Here is a 19,487-nt window from a genome sequence, read left to right on the forward strand (position 1 = left end):
ATATGATTAAAAGGTTAGATTAACTCCACCGCTGATTACACGCAGGGGAGGAAGATAACCCGAAAAGCGAAATTCGGGGTCGGCGCCCTCGTAGGCCGTGAAGGTCAATAGATTTTGCGCCTCGATATGCAGCCTGCAGCCTACGCCTTTAAGAAACTTCCCGGGCAGTGTATAGGAAAGCGCGATATTTTTCAGGCGAATAAATGAGGCATCGTCCAGTATGGCATCACTACCAATATAGCGGTCATACGCACTGAGCACACCGGGATCGCTTCCAGCGGAAAAGCGTTGAAATGCAGCTTTATCGCCCGACTCTTGCCAACGGTTCAGCACACTTTCCGGCTGATTGGCCATTGTACCGGGAAGCCCTGAGTTATAATCAGCTGCGTAGTTGCGTTGGCGCACGAACTGGAACAGGAAATCCAGCTGCCAGTTTTTATACTTTAAATGGTTGGTAAGGCCTCCGAAAAAATCGGGGTTCAGATCAACTACCGCCCTGCGGTCTTCCGCAGCGGTAATCTGCCCGTCACCGTTAAAATCCCTGAAGGTATAAAGGCCTGTTTGCGGATCAACGCCAGTACATTGGTATACTTTGCGGATGTTTAGAGCCTGGCCTACCATGAGCTGGTTCCGATAGGTAGAACCGTCAAGGTCAGGGAAGGATAGCAGTTCATTGCGGGAAAATGCGATATTGAAATCGGTACGCCATGAAAAATTTTCTTTTTCGATGTTAACGGTGTTTAGGGAGAATTCTACACCCCGGTTTTCTACTTCTGCCTTCAGGTTGGCCTGTACCGAACTAAATCCTGTTGTTGCCGGCAGGGGTATTCCCACCAGCTGGCTTGAAGAGCGGTTGCGGTATCCTGCAACGGTCAGCATTATCCTGTCCCTTAAGAAACCCAGTTCAAGAGCGGCTTCGAGTTTACGGTTGGTCTCCCAGCTGAAATCAGGGTTGAGCAGCCTGTTGGGACCCAGGCCTATCGTTCCCCCGTAATTGGCTCCTGTGGCACCATAGGTGTCCATATACTGATAATCTCCTATCTGATCATTGCCACTGCTGCCATAGCTCCCACGCAGTTTCCCGAAACTCACTACGCTATTCTCACCCCAGAAACCTTCGTTGCTAAATAGCCATGCCGCTCCAACCGCACCAAAAGCCGCATACTGTTTGCCGGGGCCGAACCGGCTCGATCCGTCACGCCTGCCGGTCAGGTTAATGATGTACTTTTTATTCCAGTTATAGTTGATGCGCCCAAAGAACGCCTGGTAGCGGTAGTGGAGGTCGCTGTCCTGCAGCACGGCAATAATCCGTGCCGATGCTAGGTTATAGATGAGCGCATTGCTGCTAAATCCGGCAACTTCCTGCGATATCGTCCTGCCGCTTCTTTCCTGAAATGTAGCCCCGGCAAGCGCTTCAATTACACCCCGTCCTAAAGTATGGTTCCAGATGAGTTGCGGTTCGATAATCCATGACTGCCTCGCCGTGGTTGTCATTACCATCGTGGAAAAGTCGCTGGTCAGCTCATACACGGGATCGAACATGGTAGAGGGCTGTGTGCGTGTTTCCTGATAGCGCGTATCGGTATAACCAATACTTGCCTTTGCCGTTAACCCTGTTGTCAGTTCGTACGAAAGCACACCGTTGGCCAGCAGATCCCGAGTAGTGGAGCGCTGTTTGCCTTCGAGGGCACCCAGTGGATTGTCCCATGTACTGCCTTCATAGTTGAGGCTGCCGTCCGGATTATAGAGTTTCGGTGCATTGGGCGCCAGTGTCAGCGCTGTACTTGTGAGGTCCACTCCGGGCTGGTCATTTTTCTGTGCGGTGTAACCTGCCGAGAGGTTCATGTTAAATTTTTTATCGTCGGAGGTATGATTGATGTTCAGTCGGACGTTTGCTTTAGAGTAACCAAAATCACCCGGAAATACCGTTGTTTCTTTTCGCACTCCAGCAGTTGCCATAAACTGACTGTTCTCACTCCCGCCGGAGGCTGAAGCCTGAAGATCGGTGTATTCCATGGTTCCGCCCAAAAGTTCCTTCTGCCAGTCGGTATAGCGGTTGGGATCCCAGGTGCCATTGACATCATAGTCACCCTCACCGGGCTGGGTGCCGTCATTGGCAAAAGCCTCGCTACGCATGGCAAGGTACTGCGAAGTATCCATCAGGTCTGCGAAACGGGTCACACGCCCAAAACCTGTGGTGGCTCCTGCATTGTAGCGCGTTTTTCCCGCCCTGCCTTTTTTGGTGGTGATCAGCACTACACCATTGGCACCACGGGAACCGTATATTGCCGTAGCGTCAGCGTCCTTCAGCACTTCAATGCTTTCTATTTCGGAGGGGTTGAAACTGTTAAGCGGGCTTGCCGTATAGGGCTGTACCACATTACTGCGGGAATAACCCGTAGTCTCGGAGGCGTAGGGCACTCCATCAATTATGTAGAGCGGGCTGTTGCCATCGGTACGGATGCTGTTCTGACCGCGGATGCGAATATCAAAACTCCCTCCGGACACCCCGCTGGCCTGTACGATCTCAACGCCCGCCATGCGCCCCTGCATGGTAGCCAGCGCATTGGTAACCGGCTGGGTTTCGATATCTTTTGCCGTAATAGATGCGATGCTTCCGGTGCTTTCTTTTTTCTTCACGGAATAATAGCCCGCGTTAATGGTAAGCCCGCCGAGCTGGGCAACATCCTCCTTTAGGGTGACGTTTACAGTACTTTGCGTACCAACAGCCACTTCAACGGTTTTGAAGCCCGTAAAGGAAAAAACCAGCACATCACCGCTTGTGGCAGCAATAGAGAATTTACCTCCTGCATCTGAAATTGTGGATAGGGGCGTTCCCCTGACGGAAATTATTACTCCCGGCAGTGGCCCCGAAGCATCCGATACCGTTCCTTTAATGGCTTGCTGAAAAAATATGCTACCTATGGGTGAAGCATGTGCCCGGGCCAGGGCAGTGGTTGGCAGGGCAGCTAAAACTAATGAATAGAAAAGCACCCTTAGCCCTTTGTAATGAGAAATAAAATTCATAACATTGGTTAAGATTAAATGAAACTTGGGTTTTATTGGTCTGTAGCCCTCAGGTTAGTTTGCCGACGTCTGAGGGTTATTTTTATGTATGCCGGTAAAATACAACCCGGCCTTTCCTTAACTAACTCTGATAAAGGAATAATAAGAGAGGCCGGGACAATTTAACTATGAAAAAACTAAACCATACGCAAAACGGGTTAAAGGTTACACTACAACGTTTGCGAAAACCGCTAAAAAAATAAGAAGTGCGCTAAGAATACAAGCTGAGAGTGAAGTAATAACTCCTAAAAAGGAGGCGTGGGTTTAAACTCATCTTATTGCCATTGAGGTACTGGTATACCGTGCAACAATAAGTGAGCCCACGCCGTATGGCGTGAGCATTTGCACTTATCTTCCCGTTGCAAAAATTACCAGTTTTCAATGGCGGGATTCAAAGCGAATGCTTCTTATAATTATAGAAGTATCGCAAAATTAGTAAAAGGATACTGTTTTTCCAGTTTTCCGAATCAAATATATTAAAAATAATCGGTACGCCAAACCGTACCGATTATTTTTTCTACTTATTGTTAATTGCATTTGTGAAAAAAGAGTTAGAAGAAAATATTAAATTTAGAATTGCTGCAAGTTTACGTAAGCTTATCAATTGTGAAGACACTGAGCTTCTTTCTGATAGTTACAATAAAATTGCTTTAGCTATCGACATGCGTAAAGGAACAGTATCTGATACATTTAATGCAAACTCAAAACCTACTTCTTCCACATTATTAATGATAATTACTGCAATGGGCTACTCACTTTCAGACTTTGCAAAAATCTACGAATCAATAACAGAAATTGAAATAAGAGAATTCAAGAAAATCAGACAAAAGAAGTAGTTGTTACATTAAAGATGCGAAAGCATCTTTTTTTATGAATAAAGGAAAAATACTCACCCAAATAAAACAGGTATTTTTACTTATCTGTGTTATGTTCTTTTGACGTACTTTTTCAGAAAAATTATATAATATATGGATTTTTCAAAACAATATGATTTAGTTAATAATTCAGTAGTCCGTATCATATCTTTAATAAGTGATGGGGGGAAACCAAAAGCAGTAGGATCGGGGTCAGGAATACTAATAGGAGATGGTAGTTATATTTTGACTTGTTCTCATTGCATCATACAAGGAACTCAAACTGTGATATATTTAGAAGGAGATGAACATGGTCATGTTCCTGATGTTATATTTGATGATACAGATTTAGATATTACCTTATTAAAAACCAGAGTTATAATCGGCAAGGGTGCTAAGCTCAAAAATCTTGAAGACGTAAAAATTGGCTCCGAATGTTTTGTTTTAGGATACCCAGCATATAGTAACACAATTACTGCACTTGGAGCAAATATAGCAGGATATGAGTGGAAAAATAAAATTTTTAGTTTAAAGATTGATGCTTCTGTAAACCACGGCAATTCGGGCGGTCCCTTGTTTGATGCAGCTGGAAATTTAATTGGAATTGTTAATGCTAAAGCGGGTAAGATCGATACTTTGTTAAAACAGTTTCAAGATAGTAACACTAATAACATTGTGATGCAAATGAATGGGATGGATCACATTAAGGTTTTAAAGACTTTAGTAAATCAAATGTATAAAAATTTAAATTTAGGAATTGGTACTGCAATATCAATCGCCCAAATAGCTAAATTACATATGGAAGTTAGTGTATTAATGAGCCAATAAACAAATGTTTAGATATGAATGATCCTCTACATACAATTGCTATAAAATTAATTCGATAAATGACATCATCAAATGATGAAAAAATTAAAATGCATAAACATCTTTTTCTTGTTTAGCTAAATAACTAGTTATAGGTGTTTTAATAATTTTTTAAACTGGTATTTTTACTTAATTGAATGATTTATTTTTAATCTACATTACATGCTCAATAAAACAATCAAATAATTAAACAAGAAATTTTTTATTATGCTTACAATATACATAATCGCTGGTATACTAATTTTTATAATAGGATATAAATTCTATAAGAATGATCATACACTTTTAAAGGACACATCCTTTTTTGAAGCTGTTAGCTGCATAATTAGTTTTCTGGGAATAATACTAATTGTAGCAACTTTAAAGGAACAAATTATTCAAAATAATAGACAAGCTGAACAATGGCGCAATGAAATGCAGACGAATCAGGCTAATCGTTTCCAGGATTATTGTATACAAAGGTACGATGTCATTAAAAAAGATTTTAAAGAGTTAAGATTTGTCGACACGGACGGAAAAATTTACGAATCTATAGTAGCAGTCTCACATTTTGGTTCCTCGCAAAAATTACTTTTGGAGGAATCTAATAATATTATTTTACGACAATCAGTTTTTAATTTCGAAAATCAAAGCATTATAATTATGGTTGAGTTATTAGATTTACTGTTGTATGTTGGCGAACACATCAAAGAATATCCAAGGGAAGCTAAATTTATAGCAAAGACCATTAAAAATAATCTTAGCATATATAACGGCTTACTTATGAAATTAATATCAAATAATGTAAATATTGAATTGAGGGATCAAGCAAAATCCATTGCAGGAGGAATTGAAGATACATTGAAAATTATAGAAGGTTATCCAAATTAGAATAATAGTTATATTAGGCTGAATAAACTATTATTGTAAACCTTGAATTATAAACTTTACATAATATAGCAACTTGTTGAAAACTTCTTTATTCCTATCAATTAGAATACTTTCATATTATTTCTTGTATTTGTAAATTTACATTTGAGTTTATACACGTCAGTAATTTTGGATAGAAATTGAGACCCTAAATCGTTAGTAATTCATTATTAAATTTATTCCTAATTCTATTAATCATGAAGGAAATCAACTGTTTTAAATGTTCTACATCTATTTTGTCAACTGCTACTTTTTGTCATGAATGTGGTAATAAAGTTAAATGTCAATGTGGGACATTTATTGTTGAAGGAGCAAAGTTTTGCAGCGAATGTGGTATGAACTTAAGTGTAAACTTAAACGAATCAGGTTTAAACAGAAATACATTATCGTATCGCAGAAAAGGGGACGACATTGTTTGTGAAGTAAATGTGAGTGATGAAGTGGGAAAACAAGGTTTTCAAACTTTAATTCAAAGTATCACAGCACCGCAGAGCTATCAACTCTCCATTCCACAGAATGATGTCAAAGATATTGATTATCAAATTGATGATGATTCAAAGAATTTTGATAAATATCAAGGTGGCGTAACTGAACCTTTAGCATCAAAATCGAAAAATCAACAAGACACAGCTATTACTACATATCCTCATATCGAAGATATTTTAAGTAAAAGAAGTAACCTAAGCGAAATGGAATGGGTACTCATCTTCTGCTTTTATCAAAGCAATTATGGTAAAGATACTTTAGACAAAGAAGAGGTAAAAAGTGCATATTTTTCCAAAAGGAAAAGTGTTTCACGATCTAAAAACTTTAGTACTAATTGGAACGGTGTAAAAAAGGCTTTTTTGACAACAATAAGTGAAGGAGTTTACCGTATTGAATTTGATAAACTTGAAGAAGTATCAGATTTTGTGCTTGGAAAGAAATCAGGATTGTTTAAAGGTGCTTATGAAGGATCAAAGACTAAGAAGAAAAATAATGACGTTGAGAAGAAATCTACAGGTAAATCTAAATCATTGAGATCAGTAAAATCTACAAAGCAAATTCAATTGGAAGAAGTAGATGTAATCAAAACTTCTTCGAAGCCTTCATTACATGATTTTTATATATCGAAACAGCCTAAAAGCAATAGAGAAATTTTTGGTTTAGTTGCATATTACATTTGCGTTTACAATAAACAAGAATCATTTACTGTTGGCAATGTCGACTATGTATATAGAATTTTGAAATTAGGTAGAAAAAATAATCTTATCCAACAAATCAACAACGTAAAGAATGAAACTCAGTGGTTTGAAGGACAAGGGAGTGGGATCTGGAAATTAACAAGACTTGGGGAGGTTGAACTCGAAAAATTATTTGATCGATAATGATAGAGCTCAAAACGTTCGTAGATAAAATTGATAACTTTTATTCTATTGCGTCATCTAAACAGATAAAATACTTTGTATATTATTTGCAAGTAAATGAACATTTAGAGGCTGTGACCCCTAGAGATATAGCAAAATGTTTCGATTCATTACATATTAATCCTTATTCTAATATAGCGCAATACTTGAGAAGTTCCTCAAAAAAAAGCTCTAGTCAAGAGTTTTTGACTAAAAAAAAAGGATATATATTAATCGCAAGTTTACGTCAATTTATCGAAGCTGAAATTGGAAAAGAGATTGAAGTAGCAGCTTCAAATTCTTTGTATCCATTAGAGATTTTTGAAAACACTCCCAGTTATTTAGAAGCTTTTGCCCACGAAGCATCAATATGTTATGATTATAAATTATATAATTCATGTCTTTTTATGCTTCGAAAAATATCTGAAACATTAATAATTGAATTATTTGAAAGAAAGGGTTTACAAAATAAAATAAAAAATCCACGAGGAGATTACTTTCAACTTGCTGATTTGATTAAAACTACTGTTTCAGAAAATTCATGGAAATTGTCTAAAATAGTTAAGGAAAATCTACCAAAGATTAAGTTATTAGCAGATTCAAGTGTACATAGCAAGCGCTTTAAAGCTAGAAAAGCCGATATTGATACAATGAAAACTGATTTAAGAATTGTTTTTGAAGAGATAATTATTTTGATAGAATATCCTGGTAAATAATTGATTCAATTGATTTAATTTTCTGAACTTATTTCTTCAATTTATTCATACGCCTTTTTTCAATATATATAGTTACTATACAGGCGATAGTCCAAATTACAAGATTTCCAAGTATCTGTACTACACTAATTTTACTATCAAACCAGCCCAGCAAAGGAAAAATAAATGCCGTGCATAAAAACCAAGTAAAAAATATTACAATTGTTCTGCGTTTATAGCTTTCCATATTAAATATCAATAGTTTATTGTATAATTTTCGTAAGGTATCTAAATTTTGCAAGAAGAACAAAATTAACGCCATGAAAAGCGGTAGGAATTACATCCATTAAAAAGTACAGTCCAAACTTCACATGCAATATGCTACGATAACTGGCAATATTAAAATTTAACATAAAATTATGATAAAACATGTGGTTTTCCGTAAACAACTTTACAGGAATTTATATTAGATTTACTGAATAATAGCAGAATTTTATTACATAAGTTTTTAAAACAATTTAGTACACAATGTTTTACAAATTACCTTTATAGAAATCATAATTAAAAATTCAACTTCTAAAATTTACTTGAGGTCTATAAGTTGGATTCATGTTCATTACCATAGTTTTTAACGAGTTAATGTAACGTTATCAGTTTATGGTAATTAAAATATTTAGTCGCGATAAATTGCGGTCTTCTTTTGTTGGACCAAAGAAAAAATGGACAAAAGGAACGCTCAACCCATACGCGTTTAAGGGATATTTCAACCAAAGTTAATTATTAATATGAAAAAAGTTTTTTTAAGTGCTGGACTTATCCTAGCTTTAACTGCAACAAGTTTCGCTAAAAATTGTGAAACTATAGTGGATATCAAATCTTCGGACAAAAATACCTCAACAGATGAGGTGATGCCTTGTGTTTACAATATTTTGATCAAAAATTCAAGGGGTGAGGTAGTTAAAACTATTCCTTACAATGGGACTACTGCTAATTGGACAGATTGTTTTAATTGGGCAGCAAACAATGTTAAGATTTGGACCGCACAAATAGCTAATTCTCCAGGATATACTGCAGAACATGATCTATATTAATTGCTAATACAGTTCAATCAGGTGTGGTCTATTGACCGCACCTGTGTTTTAGGAAGTTAGCTTTTTATAAGTTTTATAGAAATGAATAAAATATGAAGTGAAAGAACTTCGCGCTTCGGTTGTACTGACCTTAACCAGCAAATTAAAATTATTCAAACGAAATTTAGTACACGGGAAATCTTATCTAAAATTAATGTGATTTTATTAGTGGGGTTGAATACTTTGGAGCCACTAATATTATTACGATTTAAATACAATTCCAATAATTAATACTAACGGTTGTGCGTCTATGTAGCCCATCTGTTTCTTATATCAAAAACAATTATGAAATTATTTTCTCTAATGCTGCTAAGTTTCTTTGGACTTAGCGCATTTTCACAACAGAATAATAACGCGGTTATAGATTATACAGAATACAATAATACTGAAAGTCCTAATACTTTAACTTCGACACTGTATATACAAAATTCTATTACAATTTTTCTTCCAAAATTTACCACACAAGTATTCAATAATCCGAAAGAGGAAGCGAATCGAACGAATCGGATAACTATGAATACGGATTACTTAAAAATAGATCATAGCAACAAGCAAGTGCTTTCTATTGAAGGTTTTCAAGCGGAGTATCTTCTTGTTAAAGATGAATATCCCAACCTTCAATGGAATGTATCTCAAGAAGAAAAAGTCATTGGTAAATATAAATGCATAAAAGCAACCACTAATTATCGCGGTAGGGATTGGGTAGCATGGTTTGCACCTGAAATCCCCCTTAACTATGGCCCTTGGAAGCTTTATGGTTTGCCGGGATTAATTGTTGAGGCATCTGATGCATCTAACAGATATGGTTGGCGAATTGAAAAAATAGAATTTAAAAATGACACGGTTTTTGAAAAGGATTTCAATACCTTAGTCAAGGTAAAAAGCAAAACCCCAATATCGAAAAAGAAACTGCTAGAAGATTTAGCTGAATATGATGCTAATCTTAATGCGCAAATGAAACAATTAATGCCGGATATGGGGGAGCCGGTAAATATAAGGACCGGTTATGAACTAAAATATGAATGGGAGACCAAGTAATTTTCCTTGCAAGTGTTCAAATTTTTAATTTTTTCTATTGTGTTTCTAATTTCTTTGGAAACAGAAGCACAATCGTATATTTCAGGTAAGGTTAGCGCGGAATCGGGAGAAATACTGCCGGGTGCCTCAGTGATGTTAAAAAGTGATGAAGATAAGCTTATTGCTTATACAATCTCCGGGGCGGATGGAAGTTATATTATTAATATCAAAGAATCAGGTGCTTATACTTTGGAAGCTATCTATCTGGGGTTTACAAAGCAAAAAAAAACACTAAAGATTTCGCAAGGTAATGTCAGCGTTAATTTTATATTGGAAGAATCCAAGCAAGTCCTAAGTGAAATTATTATAGAGCATGAACAGCCAGTAAAATTACGTGGCGATACATTGATTTATGATGCAAAAAAACTGTCAACTGGCCATGAATCAGTAGTGGAGGATTTATTGAAAAATATCCCTGGTCTTACGGTGTTAAATGATGGCAGGATTTTTTATGGAAAAACTGAAGTTGAAAAGGTAATGGTTGATGGTGATGATTTTTTCAGCAGGGGTTACTCGCTTCTAACCAAGAACATGCCAACACAACCTTTAGATAAAATTGAAATACTACAAGACTATTCCAACAATAAGCTATTAAAAGGAATTGAAGATTCAGGAAAGGTTGCCCTTAACCTTACTATTGATGAGCGATATAAAAATATATGGTTTGGTGACCTAGCTGTCGGATATGGTAACGATAACCGCTACAACATTAGAGGTAACCTGATGAATTTCAGTAAATTTTATAAACTATATCTCACTACCACCGGCAATAATGCCGGTTACGATAATGTTGGAAATATAAATGATATGATTTTTGATTCTAACGAGATGGAATCAATAGGAAGAGGCTACAGTACATCGACGGTAATGAGCCCAAACGTTGGTACGACATTTCTGGATCAGAAACGTTCATTGTTCAATAATGCCAAAATGGTTACGCTCAGTACAATCCTTCCGGTTACTACACAATTTAAGCTTCAAGTTAAAGGATATTTAGGTTCTGATGAACTTAAGGCATGGAATAGTTCATATTTCGCAGTAGAATTACCTGGAACGCACTTTAAAAATACTGAAACTGATGTCTCTGTAAACAAAATTAAAAAGGGGTATGTAAACCTCTTTGCAAATTACGATATATCCAAAACGATGATGCTCCAATCATCCTCAACTTTTAACAAGGGAACAAATGATTTCAGAAATGACCTTAATTTTAACACTATTACTACTCTCGAAGATCTTAATACCACGCATACTTATCTAGACCAGAAATTGACCTATACACAACAATGGAATAAGAATACTGCATTATTACTTAAAGGCAGGTTTTTAACCGATAAATTGCCTCAGCGATATCATATAAATGATTATCTACTTGGCGACTTATTTACAGTTGACAATATAACCGATGTTGGCAATGATGTAAGTAACAAAAGACAGTATTTTGGGTTTCAAGCTGACTTCAAGTTAAGACAAATAAATCAGGATCTTATAGCTTTTACAATTGGATATGACGACAACAGAGATTTCCTTAAAACAGCATTTAGGCTTTTCTCCGATTCCGGCACTGTACTTCCCGAGGATTATCAATCCAATTCACAACTCCATGTTGGAGATCTTTATGCTAGTAGTGCATATACTTGGAAATTAAGAAAGTTATCACTTACCGGTAATTTAAGTGCCCATCAATTTTTCAATAGATTTGAAAATATAAATAACATAATTAAAGCCCAAAATCCATTTTATATTAACTTAATGCTCGATGGGATATATGTAATAAATACAAAAAATACAATATTTGCTCATTACAATCACAGGGTACACAACAATACAGTATTACAAGTCAACGATGCCTATCTCTTATCATCCTCGCGAAGTTTTTCAAAAGGTCTTGGAGACTTTAATCAGCTCGAAAGTAGTTCGGTAGGTGCTGAATATACAACTAAACATTATCTTAACCGCTATAATTTTTCATGGGGTGTAGATTATTCAAAACAAAACGATGCAATCAGGTATCGTAACACCCTTGAGCAAAATAGTGCTCTTACAAATGCTTTTGCAATGAAAGGAGGTGACCGACTATATGGTAATTTCAGGTCCCACTATATAATAAAAAAATTAAAAGGCAGTATTATGCTTGATATTAAGGCCGGCAGGTCTATTTATTATAATATTGTAAACAATTCTGGCTTACGTAAAAATGCTGCTTATAATCAAAATTATACTTTAAGCTGGCGAAGTAATTTTAATGGCGCATTTGATTTTCATATTGGCACAGATTGGAGTTTTTCACAAACGAAATCCGAACAAACATTCCATAATACCACAAAAAACAGCTTTTTGGATTTGATGTATAAGCATGGAGATTATCTTACATTGAAAATTCGAACTGATCATTACAATTTTGGAGGTCAGGATAAATATAACAACTATTTTTTCAATGATATAGAAAGTAGTTATTTTTTTAAGGATAAAAAATATATAATAAGCCTTGATGCGAGAAACTTGTTTAATGTTAAAACTTTTACGTCTTACGCTATTTCAGACTATGGATATTCATCAACTTCATATCGTTTATTGCAGAGATATATTCTGTTTTCTTTCAAGGTTAGATTTTAAGGCAAAATTATTATTAACAGTGAATTTCAAAAATCATTTTTGTATATAAATCGACTGTAATTGTTGAGAATAGCACTATTTATAGCCTGGCAATTACTGTTTCATAATAGTCGCCTGTTGTTATTAAGCATACTAATCCTCTTTCTTCAATTTATTCATGCGTCTTTTTTCAACATATATAGTTACTATACAGGCAATAGCCCAAATTACAACATTTCCTAGTATCTGTACTACGCTAATTTTACTATCAAACCACCCCAGCAGCGAAAAAATAATTGCCGTGCATAAAAACCAATTAAAAAATATTACAATTGTTCTGCGTTTATAGCTTTCCATATTAAATATCAATAGTTTATTTTATAATTTTCGTAAGGTATCTAAATTTTGCAAGAAGAACAAAATTAACGCCATGAAAAGCAGTAGCAACAGGAAGTAATTAGGTTGTTAATGTAACACAGGTAAAAAAAAACCTCTCCGAACCACCAGAGAGGCTAAACCAACTAAGCTACCTTATCTAAAGATAGCAATCAACAATATTGCCTATTAAAAGGCGGTTGCGAATTTATACAAATAAGCGTTCGTTAGGAGGCAGTTTAACGGTATGGTAACAAATTATTTTCTCTTACGTAAGATGTAGTGGTAAATATTCTCGTCACCATCTGTAACGGTATAAGCTGTTGTAAAATCATAACCATTTTCGCTCATGAAATTAAGCGCGTCAATCATTGAATTGAATTCAACCACTTTACCATCGGCGTCCTTAAGCAGTGTTTCTTTACCAGAAGAAAACATCTTTGTATGCTGCCCAAAATCTAAGGCCACTTTTAGTTTGGTTGACATGAATTTTGAAGAGCCAACGATTTCGATATATTCAACATTTATATCTTTTAAAGGTATATCGTTAACCGTTTGTGCCTGAAAAGTTAGAGAAGCAAGTAGTAAAGCTGTTATAAAAAATTTCTTCATTTTAAATTAGTTGTGATTTGTAAAGTCACAAAACTAAATTAAACTATCAGAAAACAGCCATTTGTTACCCAGTATTTCTGCAAAAAAAAAGCCCCGACAACCACATCGGGACTTTTATAATCCACCCTCCTAAAAGGGTCAATAATTAATCAGTGCAAATATAATAATTAGGGAAGCTAAAAACAAGTTTTAATTCCTTATGCCAACGCTATCCATTTACTGCCCAGTAAATTTTAAGGATTGCATTGCTTTCTCTGTTTCATCCTGCTGCCACTCCTCTTACCATATTTCCTCCATGCTATCCGGCTACCTTTTCATTTCAGATTTATCATATTGCTCCACAAAATAACCTGGCGGCATTCCCGTTTTCTTCTTAAATTCCGTAACAAAGTGCTGCGCTGTGCTGAAACCTGCTTCCTGGGCCAAAGCTCCGTTGCCATATTTTCGGATCTGTGGCTCTGCTTTCAAACGGGCAATCAGGTAGTCTATCCTCAAATCATTTATGTAATGGGTGAAGTTCTTGCCCCGTCGGGCAGTGATCACCCGGGATAGGTATTTGCTGTTGGTCTCAAAAGCTTCGGCTAGTTTGGTTGCGGTAAGATCTTTTTTCAGGAAACCACGCTTGTCCTCAAATTCTTTCAGCTGCCTTGCAATATGGTTTACAATCACCGGATTGATATCCAGCGTCCCGGTAGGTGATTGCTTTTCGATAACTGTGGCAGGTTCGTTTTTTAATAATTCGTCGAACCGTTTGCGATACTGCTTTCGCAGCCTTTTGTGCCGGTAATATAAAACTGCCATACCGACAGCGAGAGCCAGTATCGCTGCCTTAAAGGCAAGGCTTAACCCTTCGCTGTGGTTAAGGCTGGCCTGAATTTGTTGCTTTTCCGATAGCAATTCCGTTGTGTCATATTCCTTATAGACTTTTTTAATCAGGTAGCGGAATTCCCTGCCTAACATACTGTCTGCCTGCAAGAGCCGATCGACATAGATGAGCTGCATGCCGGGCATCTCTTTTTGATGGTAGTATTTAATGAGGTACTCGTAACTACGCCTGAGGTCCGGCCGGAGGAAATTTTTGCGCGCAAAGATCGTATCCACTTTCCTGAAGTGGAGGGCAGCCAAATCGAAATTACCCAGTTCCCAGTAAGCTTTCCCCAAATTAAAGTGAACAATAGACTCGTTGGCATAATCCCCGTCTTTTTGTATCTCAGGCAGGGCAAAGGAAAGGTGCCTGACCGCGGTGCCGTAGTTACTTTTTTCCAGCTCAATAACACCCATCGCACTTTCCAGATAGGGCAGCAGGTCCCTAATGCCCAACTGCGCACTATGAGCCAGTGCAAGGCGGCAGGTTTCCTCCGCCTTTTCCAGATTCCCCACAAAAGTGTAACAGACCGTCAGGCAATGCAATGACTTAAGGTAGGGCAGGGATTCTTCTTTGCTGAAATAGGCAATGCATTCGTTGAAAAGTGCAATGGCCTCGTGGTAGTAGCCCAGATAGTATTTGATCTGTGCAATACTGTATTTTACCTTGTTCTTCAGGTAGTGGTCTTGGGTATTGACCAGGTAGCTATTGGCCTGTACATAATTATCCAATGCCATCCGGTGGCCGTTGCGCTTGTAGAATAGAATCCCACGTGTTAGGTAGGCGTCACCTATAAGGTCATTATCGCCGGACTGTTTTGCGGCAGTAATCAGGCTGTCCGCATACACCAGCCGCTGTGCTTCGGGGCATTCATGCAGCATTTCCCTGTAGGCAAAAACAATTTCAGTGGTGTTATTTTCTTTTTTTGCTTTCCTTAGGTACGCCTGCAGATACGGCCAGGATTTTTCTGTTCCCTGATAAAGGTCAATCTGCTGCAAAAGTGCCTCGTAAGAAATGGGCTCCGCTGAAGGCTGTACAGCGGCTAATGAAACAATCAAAACACAGATAATGGTTCCCGTAAATTTCATTTTCATAACATTTTTATATAGCTATACACTACAAAGGTGCATTTGATATAAATGGGAGACTGCTTTTCAAATGTACGTTATACTTTGTTAATAAAAACTTAACAATACGATAAAATTAGGCTGTGGAATTCCCGAATTGCACAGCCTGCTATACAGGAATGGCACAGCCAAACTGTTGTAGCCCTTGATGATGTAAAATAGATTTGTCCTGAATTCAAAGCGAAAGGGAATTAATTTCCTTGTTCCGCTCCCCGGGCGAATGGAACTGAATAACTGATTCAGGAACATTAAACGTTACATTATGAAGGTATTTGCTTCAATTACATTAGTACTACTATTGGCCAGTTGCAGCCCTGATGGCATTGCGCCTGCACAACAGCAATTCTCCGTATCCGGCCTTTCTTATAAAAACGGTGCCGGCTTACCGGCAAACCCGTCCAATCCCGAGGACTTTATCGGAACCCTCTATAGCGAACTGTTACAGGAGTATGAGCTTTTAAACACCAAACCTGCCACCTTGCCGCTATTGATACAACAGTGTGAGACCCTCGCATGGATCAATGCCGATTTCCTTGCCCTTGATGACTTTTCGGCGTATGACCCGATCAGCGTTTCCGATGTGCAGGTGTACCAGAATATCGATGCAGCCGACCTGCGTTCCCATCTTTCTTTCGGGTACAGCACAGCTGGCAAAGACCTGTATGTAGCACTTGCAGACGAACTGACGGTACTGAAAGCCAGTGACGGCACCTATCAGGAAGCCTGCCAGGCTATTATGGCGACCGAGGCATTGATTATTACCGCGCCCAACCTGACCGCTACTGAGCGCCATGCCATGCTTATGGCAACTTCTATCATGCGCAATGCGGTATATAACAACGGGCGAAAAAGGAAAAGGGACCGTGACTGGGAGTGGATGACCGGTCACTATGCCGCTGCGGCAAACGGCGCACTGGAATCATCGCCACAGGCCTTACTACTGTCCTTTGTGACTGATATTTACGACAACTGACTACTGCTCCCGGAGGTTCACTTCCGGGTTTTTATTAAAAATTACTGTGATGGTCCTGATTACATCGCTTGAGGATAACGGATTTCAGGTACGCCGCCTGCAATTGCGGGGCGATGCTTTTGTGCTGGCTTTTCTTTATGGGATGCAGTATTTCCGTTACCATATCATTGTGGTAACTGAAGGACAGCTTCACGTAAACAGCGGCACTCAGGGTTTAACAGCCGTGGCAATGGATGTCTGTATTGTACCGCCGGACAGCTACATGAAAGCTTCAGGCGGGAAGACGGTAATGGTCTGGCTGGTACGTTTTACCGAAACCTACCTGACACAAACGCTCTATGCTGCCCGCAACACTACGATTACAGCATTCCTGGAGCAGGAAGAGCTGTATAGCCTAATGGCCGATACGTTTCACTTCGAGATTATCTGCCAGCTCTTGCAGTTACTCGGGAAACACCAGCAGTCAGGCACACCCCATCACGCCGAAACCATAGTGACCCTTACCTTTAACCTGCTGCTGAACTGTTTGCTGGAGTTGCGGGCGCATACCGAATCCCGGTTCACGAATGCTGTCAGACGTAAGGAGCAATTAACCATCGCCTTTCTCCGCCTTGTGGAACAACAGGCCGGCATGCATCATGAGGTTGGCTATTATGCTGATGTAATGTGCATGACGCGTGGCAACCTAACCAAAACCGTCAGGCAGCTCACCGGAAAGAGCCCAAAGATATTGATTTCGGAAGCTCTTGTCCGTCTGGCGCAGGAACTGCTGGATAGTAGCGATGCACCCGTCTACGGCATTGCCGAGGCGCTTCATTTCAGTTCGTCCTCTGCCTTTGTCAACTTTTTCCGCCACCACAGCGGGCTAACCCCTGAAGCCTACCGTAACCGAAAGAACAGATAGCCATGAGTACCGCGCGCACCTATTCGCTGGAATGGCTGGATGCCCTGATCTCGGTCACCCTTAATCCCGCACGACAGTACCGTAAGGAACTGCGCGCGGAGGATATAGCCTTTTTGCTGGAGAATGTTTCCGTGGAAAGCCAGCAGGTGGAGCAGGAGCTTAACGATAAGGTATTTGCCCTTTTTAAAGACAACCAGGTACGCCACCTCGTCCAAAAATACCATACCGCCCTGACCCACCTTAAAGAACAGGCTATGGGCTATCTAAACAGGGCAGCTGCTGCCGGCCCGGACCCGTTCAGGGAACTGGAGGAGCGTATCGTGAGCTCCGTTAGTAACTTACTTACGTTTATTGAGCAGCGGTATTCCCATTACCTGTCGCCAGCTACTGAAGATTTGCCTGAAATGCCTGTAGTTCAATTAAAACCGTCCCATGACCGGATGAAAATATACTGCAACCTTTCCGGCGACCAGCTCGCCCTAATGTTGCGGGCTGCCGATGAGGCCCAAATCCTCAAAGCCCGCTCGATGAATGCCGTCTTCAAGGCTATCGTGCCGCACCTGGCCACTGCTCAGCGCAATGAACTTTCCGCCGACGCCATCCGCAGTAAGGCCTACAGTCCTGAGGAACCGGACCGGCAAGCATGTATAAGCGCTCTGGAAAACATGATACGGAAAATTAAGGACTACTGAGGAACAACTTGGGGCACAAGTGAAAGTTGTTCTTTTACAGGCCAATCCCAACATGTAATTTAGGTACTGTAAAATGAGTTTAGCGGTGTTGCCGCAATGAAGATGATGAATGTTGAACGAAAAAAACGATGCTTATGTTTACCGAATTTACATGGGCTGCCTACCTTAGGGTTACAGCCGCCGTACTGTTTCTCTACTACACCATCCTGCTGCTGAAATTTTACTTTCCGCAGATCAGGGCCGCTGCAGGTGCACCTTTCCATTCCATGGGCAATCCGGACTCGGCAGAACCCAACGCCACATCCGCCATTATGGAGAGCGGTGGTAACCTGACCCCAATAGGGGAATTCCAACAGACGGTTACCGATTATGAGATTATCGAGGAACTGGTCGACCGTGTCAAAAAGAGCCTTATAGAGTCCTTTGAAAATAAGGCAGACCAGCAGACCGTAACAAACGGCCTTAAAGCCATCGTAAACGATTATCCCGTCCTGGGCCAATCGACCTTCCGGCCTTCCATTAACGAGTTCATTGCCACGGAAAGCCAGCAGCACGGTTTCACCTTTATGAATGAAACGCTCGCCGAAACCCTTTGGCAGACAAAATAACCCAATAGCGAAGGCTATGCCCCTGTTCGTCCCGCAGCAGTAAGAGGAGGTGACAGAAAGAAGGGGATGGCAACGGCGGATGGCCTTCGCTTTTTTTTCCACTAAAAATCTTTTGTTATGAAAACATATATCAACAGGACACTACCGCTGTGTGTATTGCTTGTGGTGCTGGGATTCCCATATGCTTCTTTTGCACAGGACGGAGTCGCCGGTATCAACGAGGCCAACCAGCAGGTGAGGAGCTATTTTGATGCGGGCACTGACCTTATGTATGCCGTTGGCGCCATATTGGGGCTGATCGGCGCAGTTAAGGTCTATCAGAAATGGAACGCAGGTGATCCCGATACCGGGAAAGTAGCCGCCGCCTGGTTCGGCAGCTGTGTCTTTCTGGTCGTAGTGGCCACGGTTATCCAATCCTTTTTCGGGATCTGATCATGGGCAGCCTGTACAAAGTCAATAAGGGCATCAACCAGAGCATTGAATTCAAAGGGCTTAAGGCACAGTACATCTGGTACCTTGGCGGGGGCGTCATCCTTCTGATGATCGTGTTTGCTGCCCTCTTTATCGTTGGTGTTCCCTCACTTATCTGTGTGGGGATGATCGGGATACTGGGTGCCGTACTGGTCGTCAGGATCTATGCAATGAGCCGAAAGTACGGTGAGCATGGCATGATGAAAGCCCTGGCCCGGAAACAGCTTCCCAAAACGCTCAAATGCTACAGCCGTAAGGCCTTTATGCAACCATCCAAATAAT

17 protein-coding genes are annotated in these 19,487 nt (G+C 39.6%); 14 read left to right on the forward strand and 3 right to left on the reverse strand.

Translation table 11 applies throughout. From position 1 onward, the window contains the following. Positions 1-6: 6 nt before the first annotated feature. Entirely contained in the window at positions 7-3,027 is a 3,021-nt protein-coding gene (locus tag NHE85_RS12780; RefSeq protein WP_252812490.1) for a TonB-dependent receptor, read from the reverse strand. A 578-nt stretch (positions 3,028-3,605) separates the two neighbouring features. On the opposite strand from NHE85_RS12780, the gene NHE85_RS12785 reads away from it, so the two are divergent. From NHE85_RS12785 to NHE85_RS12820, 8 genes are all read left to right on the forward strand, one after another. Further along, complete coding sequence (locus NHE85_RS12785) at positions 3,606-3,902, forward strand: hypothetical protein (RefSeq protein ID WP_252812492.1); 297 nt, start codon at positions 3,606-3,608, stop codon at positions 3,900-3,902. Between the two features lie 132 nt (positions 3,903-4,034). Then, positions 4,035-4,748 carry a serine protease gene (locus NHE85_RS12790; RefSeq protein WP_252812494.1) on the forward strand — a complete coding sequence of 238 codons (714 nt, stop codon included), beginning with the start codon at positions 4,035-4,037 and terminating at the stop codon, positions 4,746-4,748. Between the two features lie 246 nt (positions 4,749-4,994). Beyond that, positions 4,995-5,657: a hypothetical protein gene (locus NHE85_RS12795; RefSeq protein WP_252812495.1), complete on the forward strand. Its 663-nt coding sequence runs from the start codon at positions 4,995-4,997 to the stop codon at positions 5,655-5,657. A gap of 236 nt (positions 5,658-5,893) precedes the next feature. Then, the gene (locus NHE85_RS12800) at positions 5,894-7,063 is read left to right on the forward strand and encodes a zinc ribbon domain-containing protein (RefSeq protein WP_252812497.1); all 1,170 of its coding nucleotides are present in this window, start codon (positions 5,894-5,896) and stop codon (positions 7,061-7,063) included. Next, entirely contained in the window at positions 7,063-7,797 is a 735-nt protein-coding gene (locus tag NHE85_RS12805) for a hypothetical protein (protein ID WP_252812499.1), read from the forward strand. The genes NHE85_RS12800 and NHE85_RS12805 overlap by 1 nt, the downstream gene beginning before the upstream one ends. Before the next feature lie 764 nt (positions 7,798-8,561). Continuing rightward, the gene (locus NHE85_RS12810) at positions 8,562-8,867 is read left to right on the forward strand and encodes a hypothetical protein (RefSeq protein ID WP_252812502.1); all 306 of its coding nucleotides are present in this window, start codon (positions 8,562-8,564) and stop codon (positions 8,865-8,867) included. Between the two features lie 324 nt (positions 8,868-9,191). Beyond that, positions 9,192-9,944 carry a GLPGLI family protein gene (locus NHE85_RS12815; RefSeq protein ID WP_252812504.1) on the forward strand — a complete coding sequence of 251 codons (753 nt, stop codon included), beginning with the start codon at positions 9,192-9,194 and terminating at the stop codon, positions 9,942-9,944. A 54-nt stretch (positions 9,945-9,998) separates the two neighbouring features. Continuing rightward, on the forward strand, positions 9,999-12,599 hold the full coding sequence (locus NHE85_RS12820) for a carboxypeptidase-like regulatory domain-containing protein (RefSeq protein ID WP_252812506.1): 2,601 nt from the start codon (positions 9,999-10,001) through the stop codon (positions 12,597-12,599). A 612-nt stretch (positions 12,600-13,211) separates the two neighbouring features. On the opposite strand, the gene NHE85_RS12825 is transcribed toward NHE85_RS12820, so the two are convergent. Both NHE85_RS12825 and NHE85_RS12830 read right to left on the reverse strand, forming a co-directional pair. Continuing rightward, complete coding sequence (locus NHE85_RS12825) at positions 13,212-13,565, reverse strand: hypothetical protein (protein ID WP_252812508.1); 354 nt, start codon at positions 13,563-13,565, stop codon at positions 13,212-13,214. A gap of 306 nt (positions 13,566-13,871) precedes the next feature. Continuing rightward, complete coding sequence (locus tag NHE85_RS12830; RefSeq protein ID WP_252812510.1) at positions 13,872-15,518, reverse strand: AraC family transcriptional regulator; 1,647 nt, start codon at positions 15,516-15,518, stop codon at positions 13,872-13,874. Between the two features lie 301 nt (positions 15,519-15,819). Here NHE85_RS12830 and NHE85_RS12835 point away from each other — a divergent pair, with 301 nt between their 5' ends. From NHE85_RS12835 to NHE85_RS12860, 6 genes are all read left to right on the forward strand, one after another. Beyond that, positions 15,820-16,530, forward strand: coding sequence for a hypothetical protein (locus NHE85_RS12835; RefSeq protein WP_252812512.1), 711 nt, complete (start codon positions 15,820-15,822; stop codon positions 16,528-16,530). Between the two features lie 49 nt (positions 16,531-16,579). Beyond that, positions 16,580-17,434 (forward strand): AraC family transcriptional regulator, encoded by an 855-nt coding sequence (locus NHE85_RS12840; RefSeq protein ID WP_252812529.1) that lies wholly within the window; start codon positions 16,580-16,582, stop codon positions 17,432-17,434. 2 nt (positions 17,435-17,436) lie between these two features. Continuing rightward, positions 17,437-18,126 (forward strand): hypothetical protein, encoded by a 690-nt coding sequence (locus NHE85_RS12845; protein ID WP_252812531.1) that lies wholly within the window; start codon positions 17,437-17,439, stop codon positions 18,124-18,126. 134 nt (positions 18,127-18,260) lie between these two features. Then, positions 18,261-18,734, forward strand: coding sequence for a hypothetical protein (locus NHE85_RS12850; protein ID WP_252812538.1), 474 nt, complete (start codon positions 18,261-18,263; stop codon positions 18,732-18,734). A gap of 117 nt (positions 18,735-18,851) precedes the next feature. Next, positions 18,852-19,166, forward strand: coding sequence for a DUF4134 domain-containing protein (locus NHE85_RS12855; RefSeq protein WP_252812543.1), 315 nt, complete (start codon positions 18,852-18,854; stop codon positions 19,164-19,166). Positions 19,167-19,168: 2 nt separating this feature from the next. Beyond that, on the forward strand, positions 19,169-19,486 hold the full coding sequence (locus tag NHE85_RS12860; protein ID WP_254004414.1) for a DUF4133 domain-containing protein: 318 nt from the start codon (positions 19,169-19,171) through the stop codon (positions 19,484-19,486). Position 19,487: the final 1 nt, after the last annotated feature.

This window comes from Flavobacterium sp. NRK1 (assembly GCF_024054175.1).
Lineage (GTDB): Bacteria > Bacteroidota > Bacteroidia > Flavobacteriales > Flavobacteriaceae > Flavobacterium.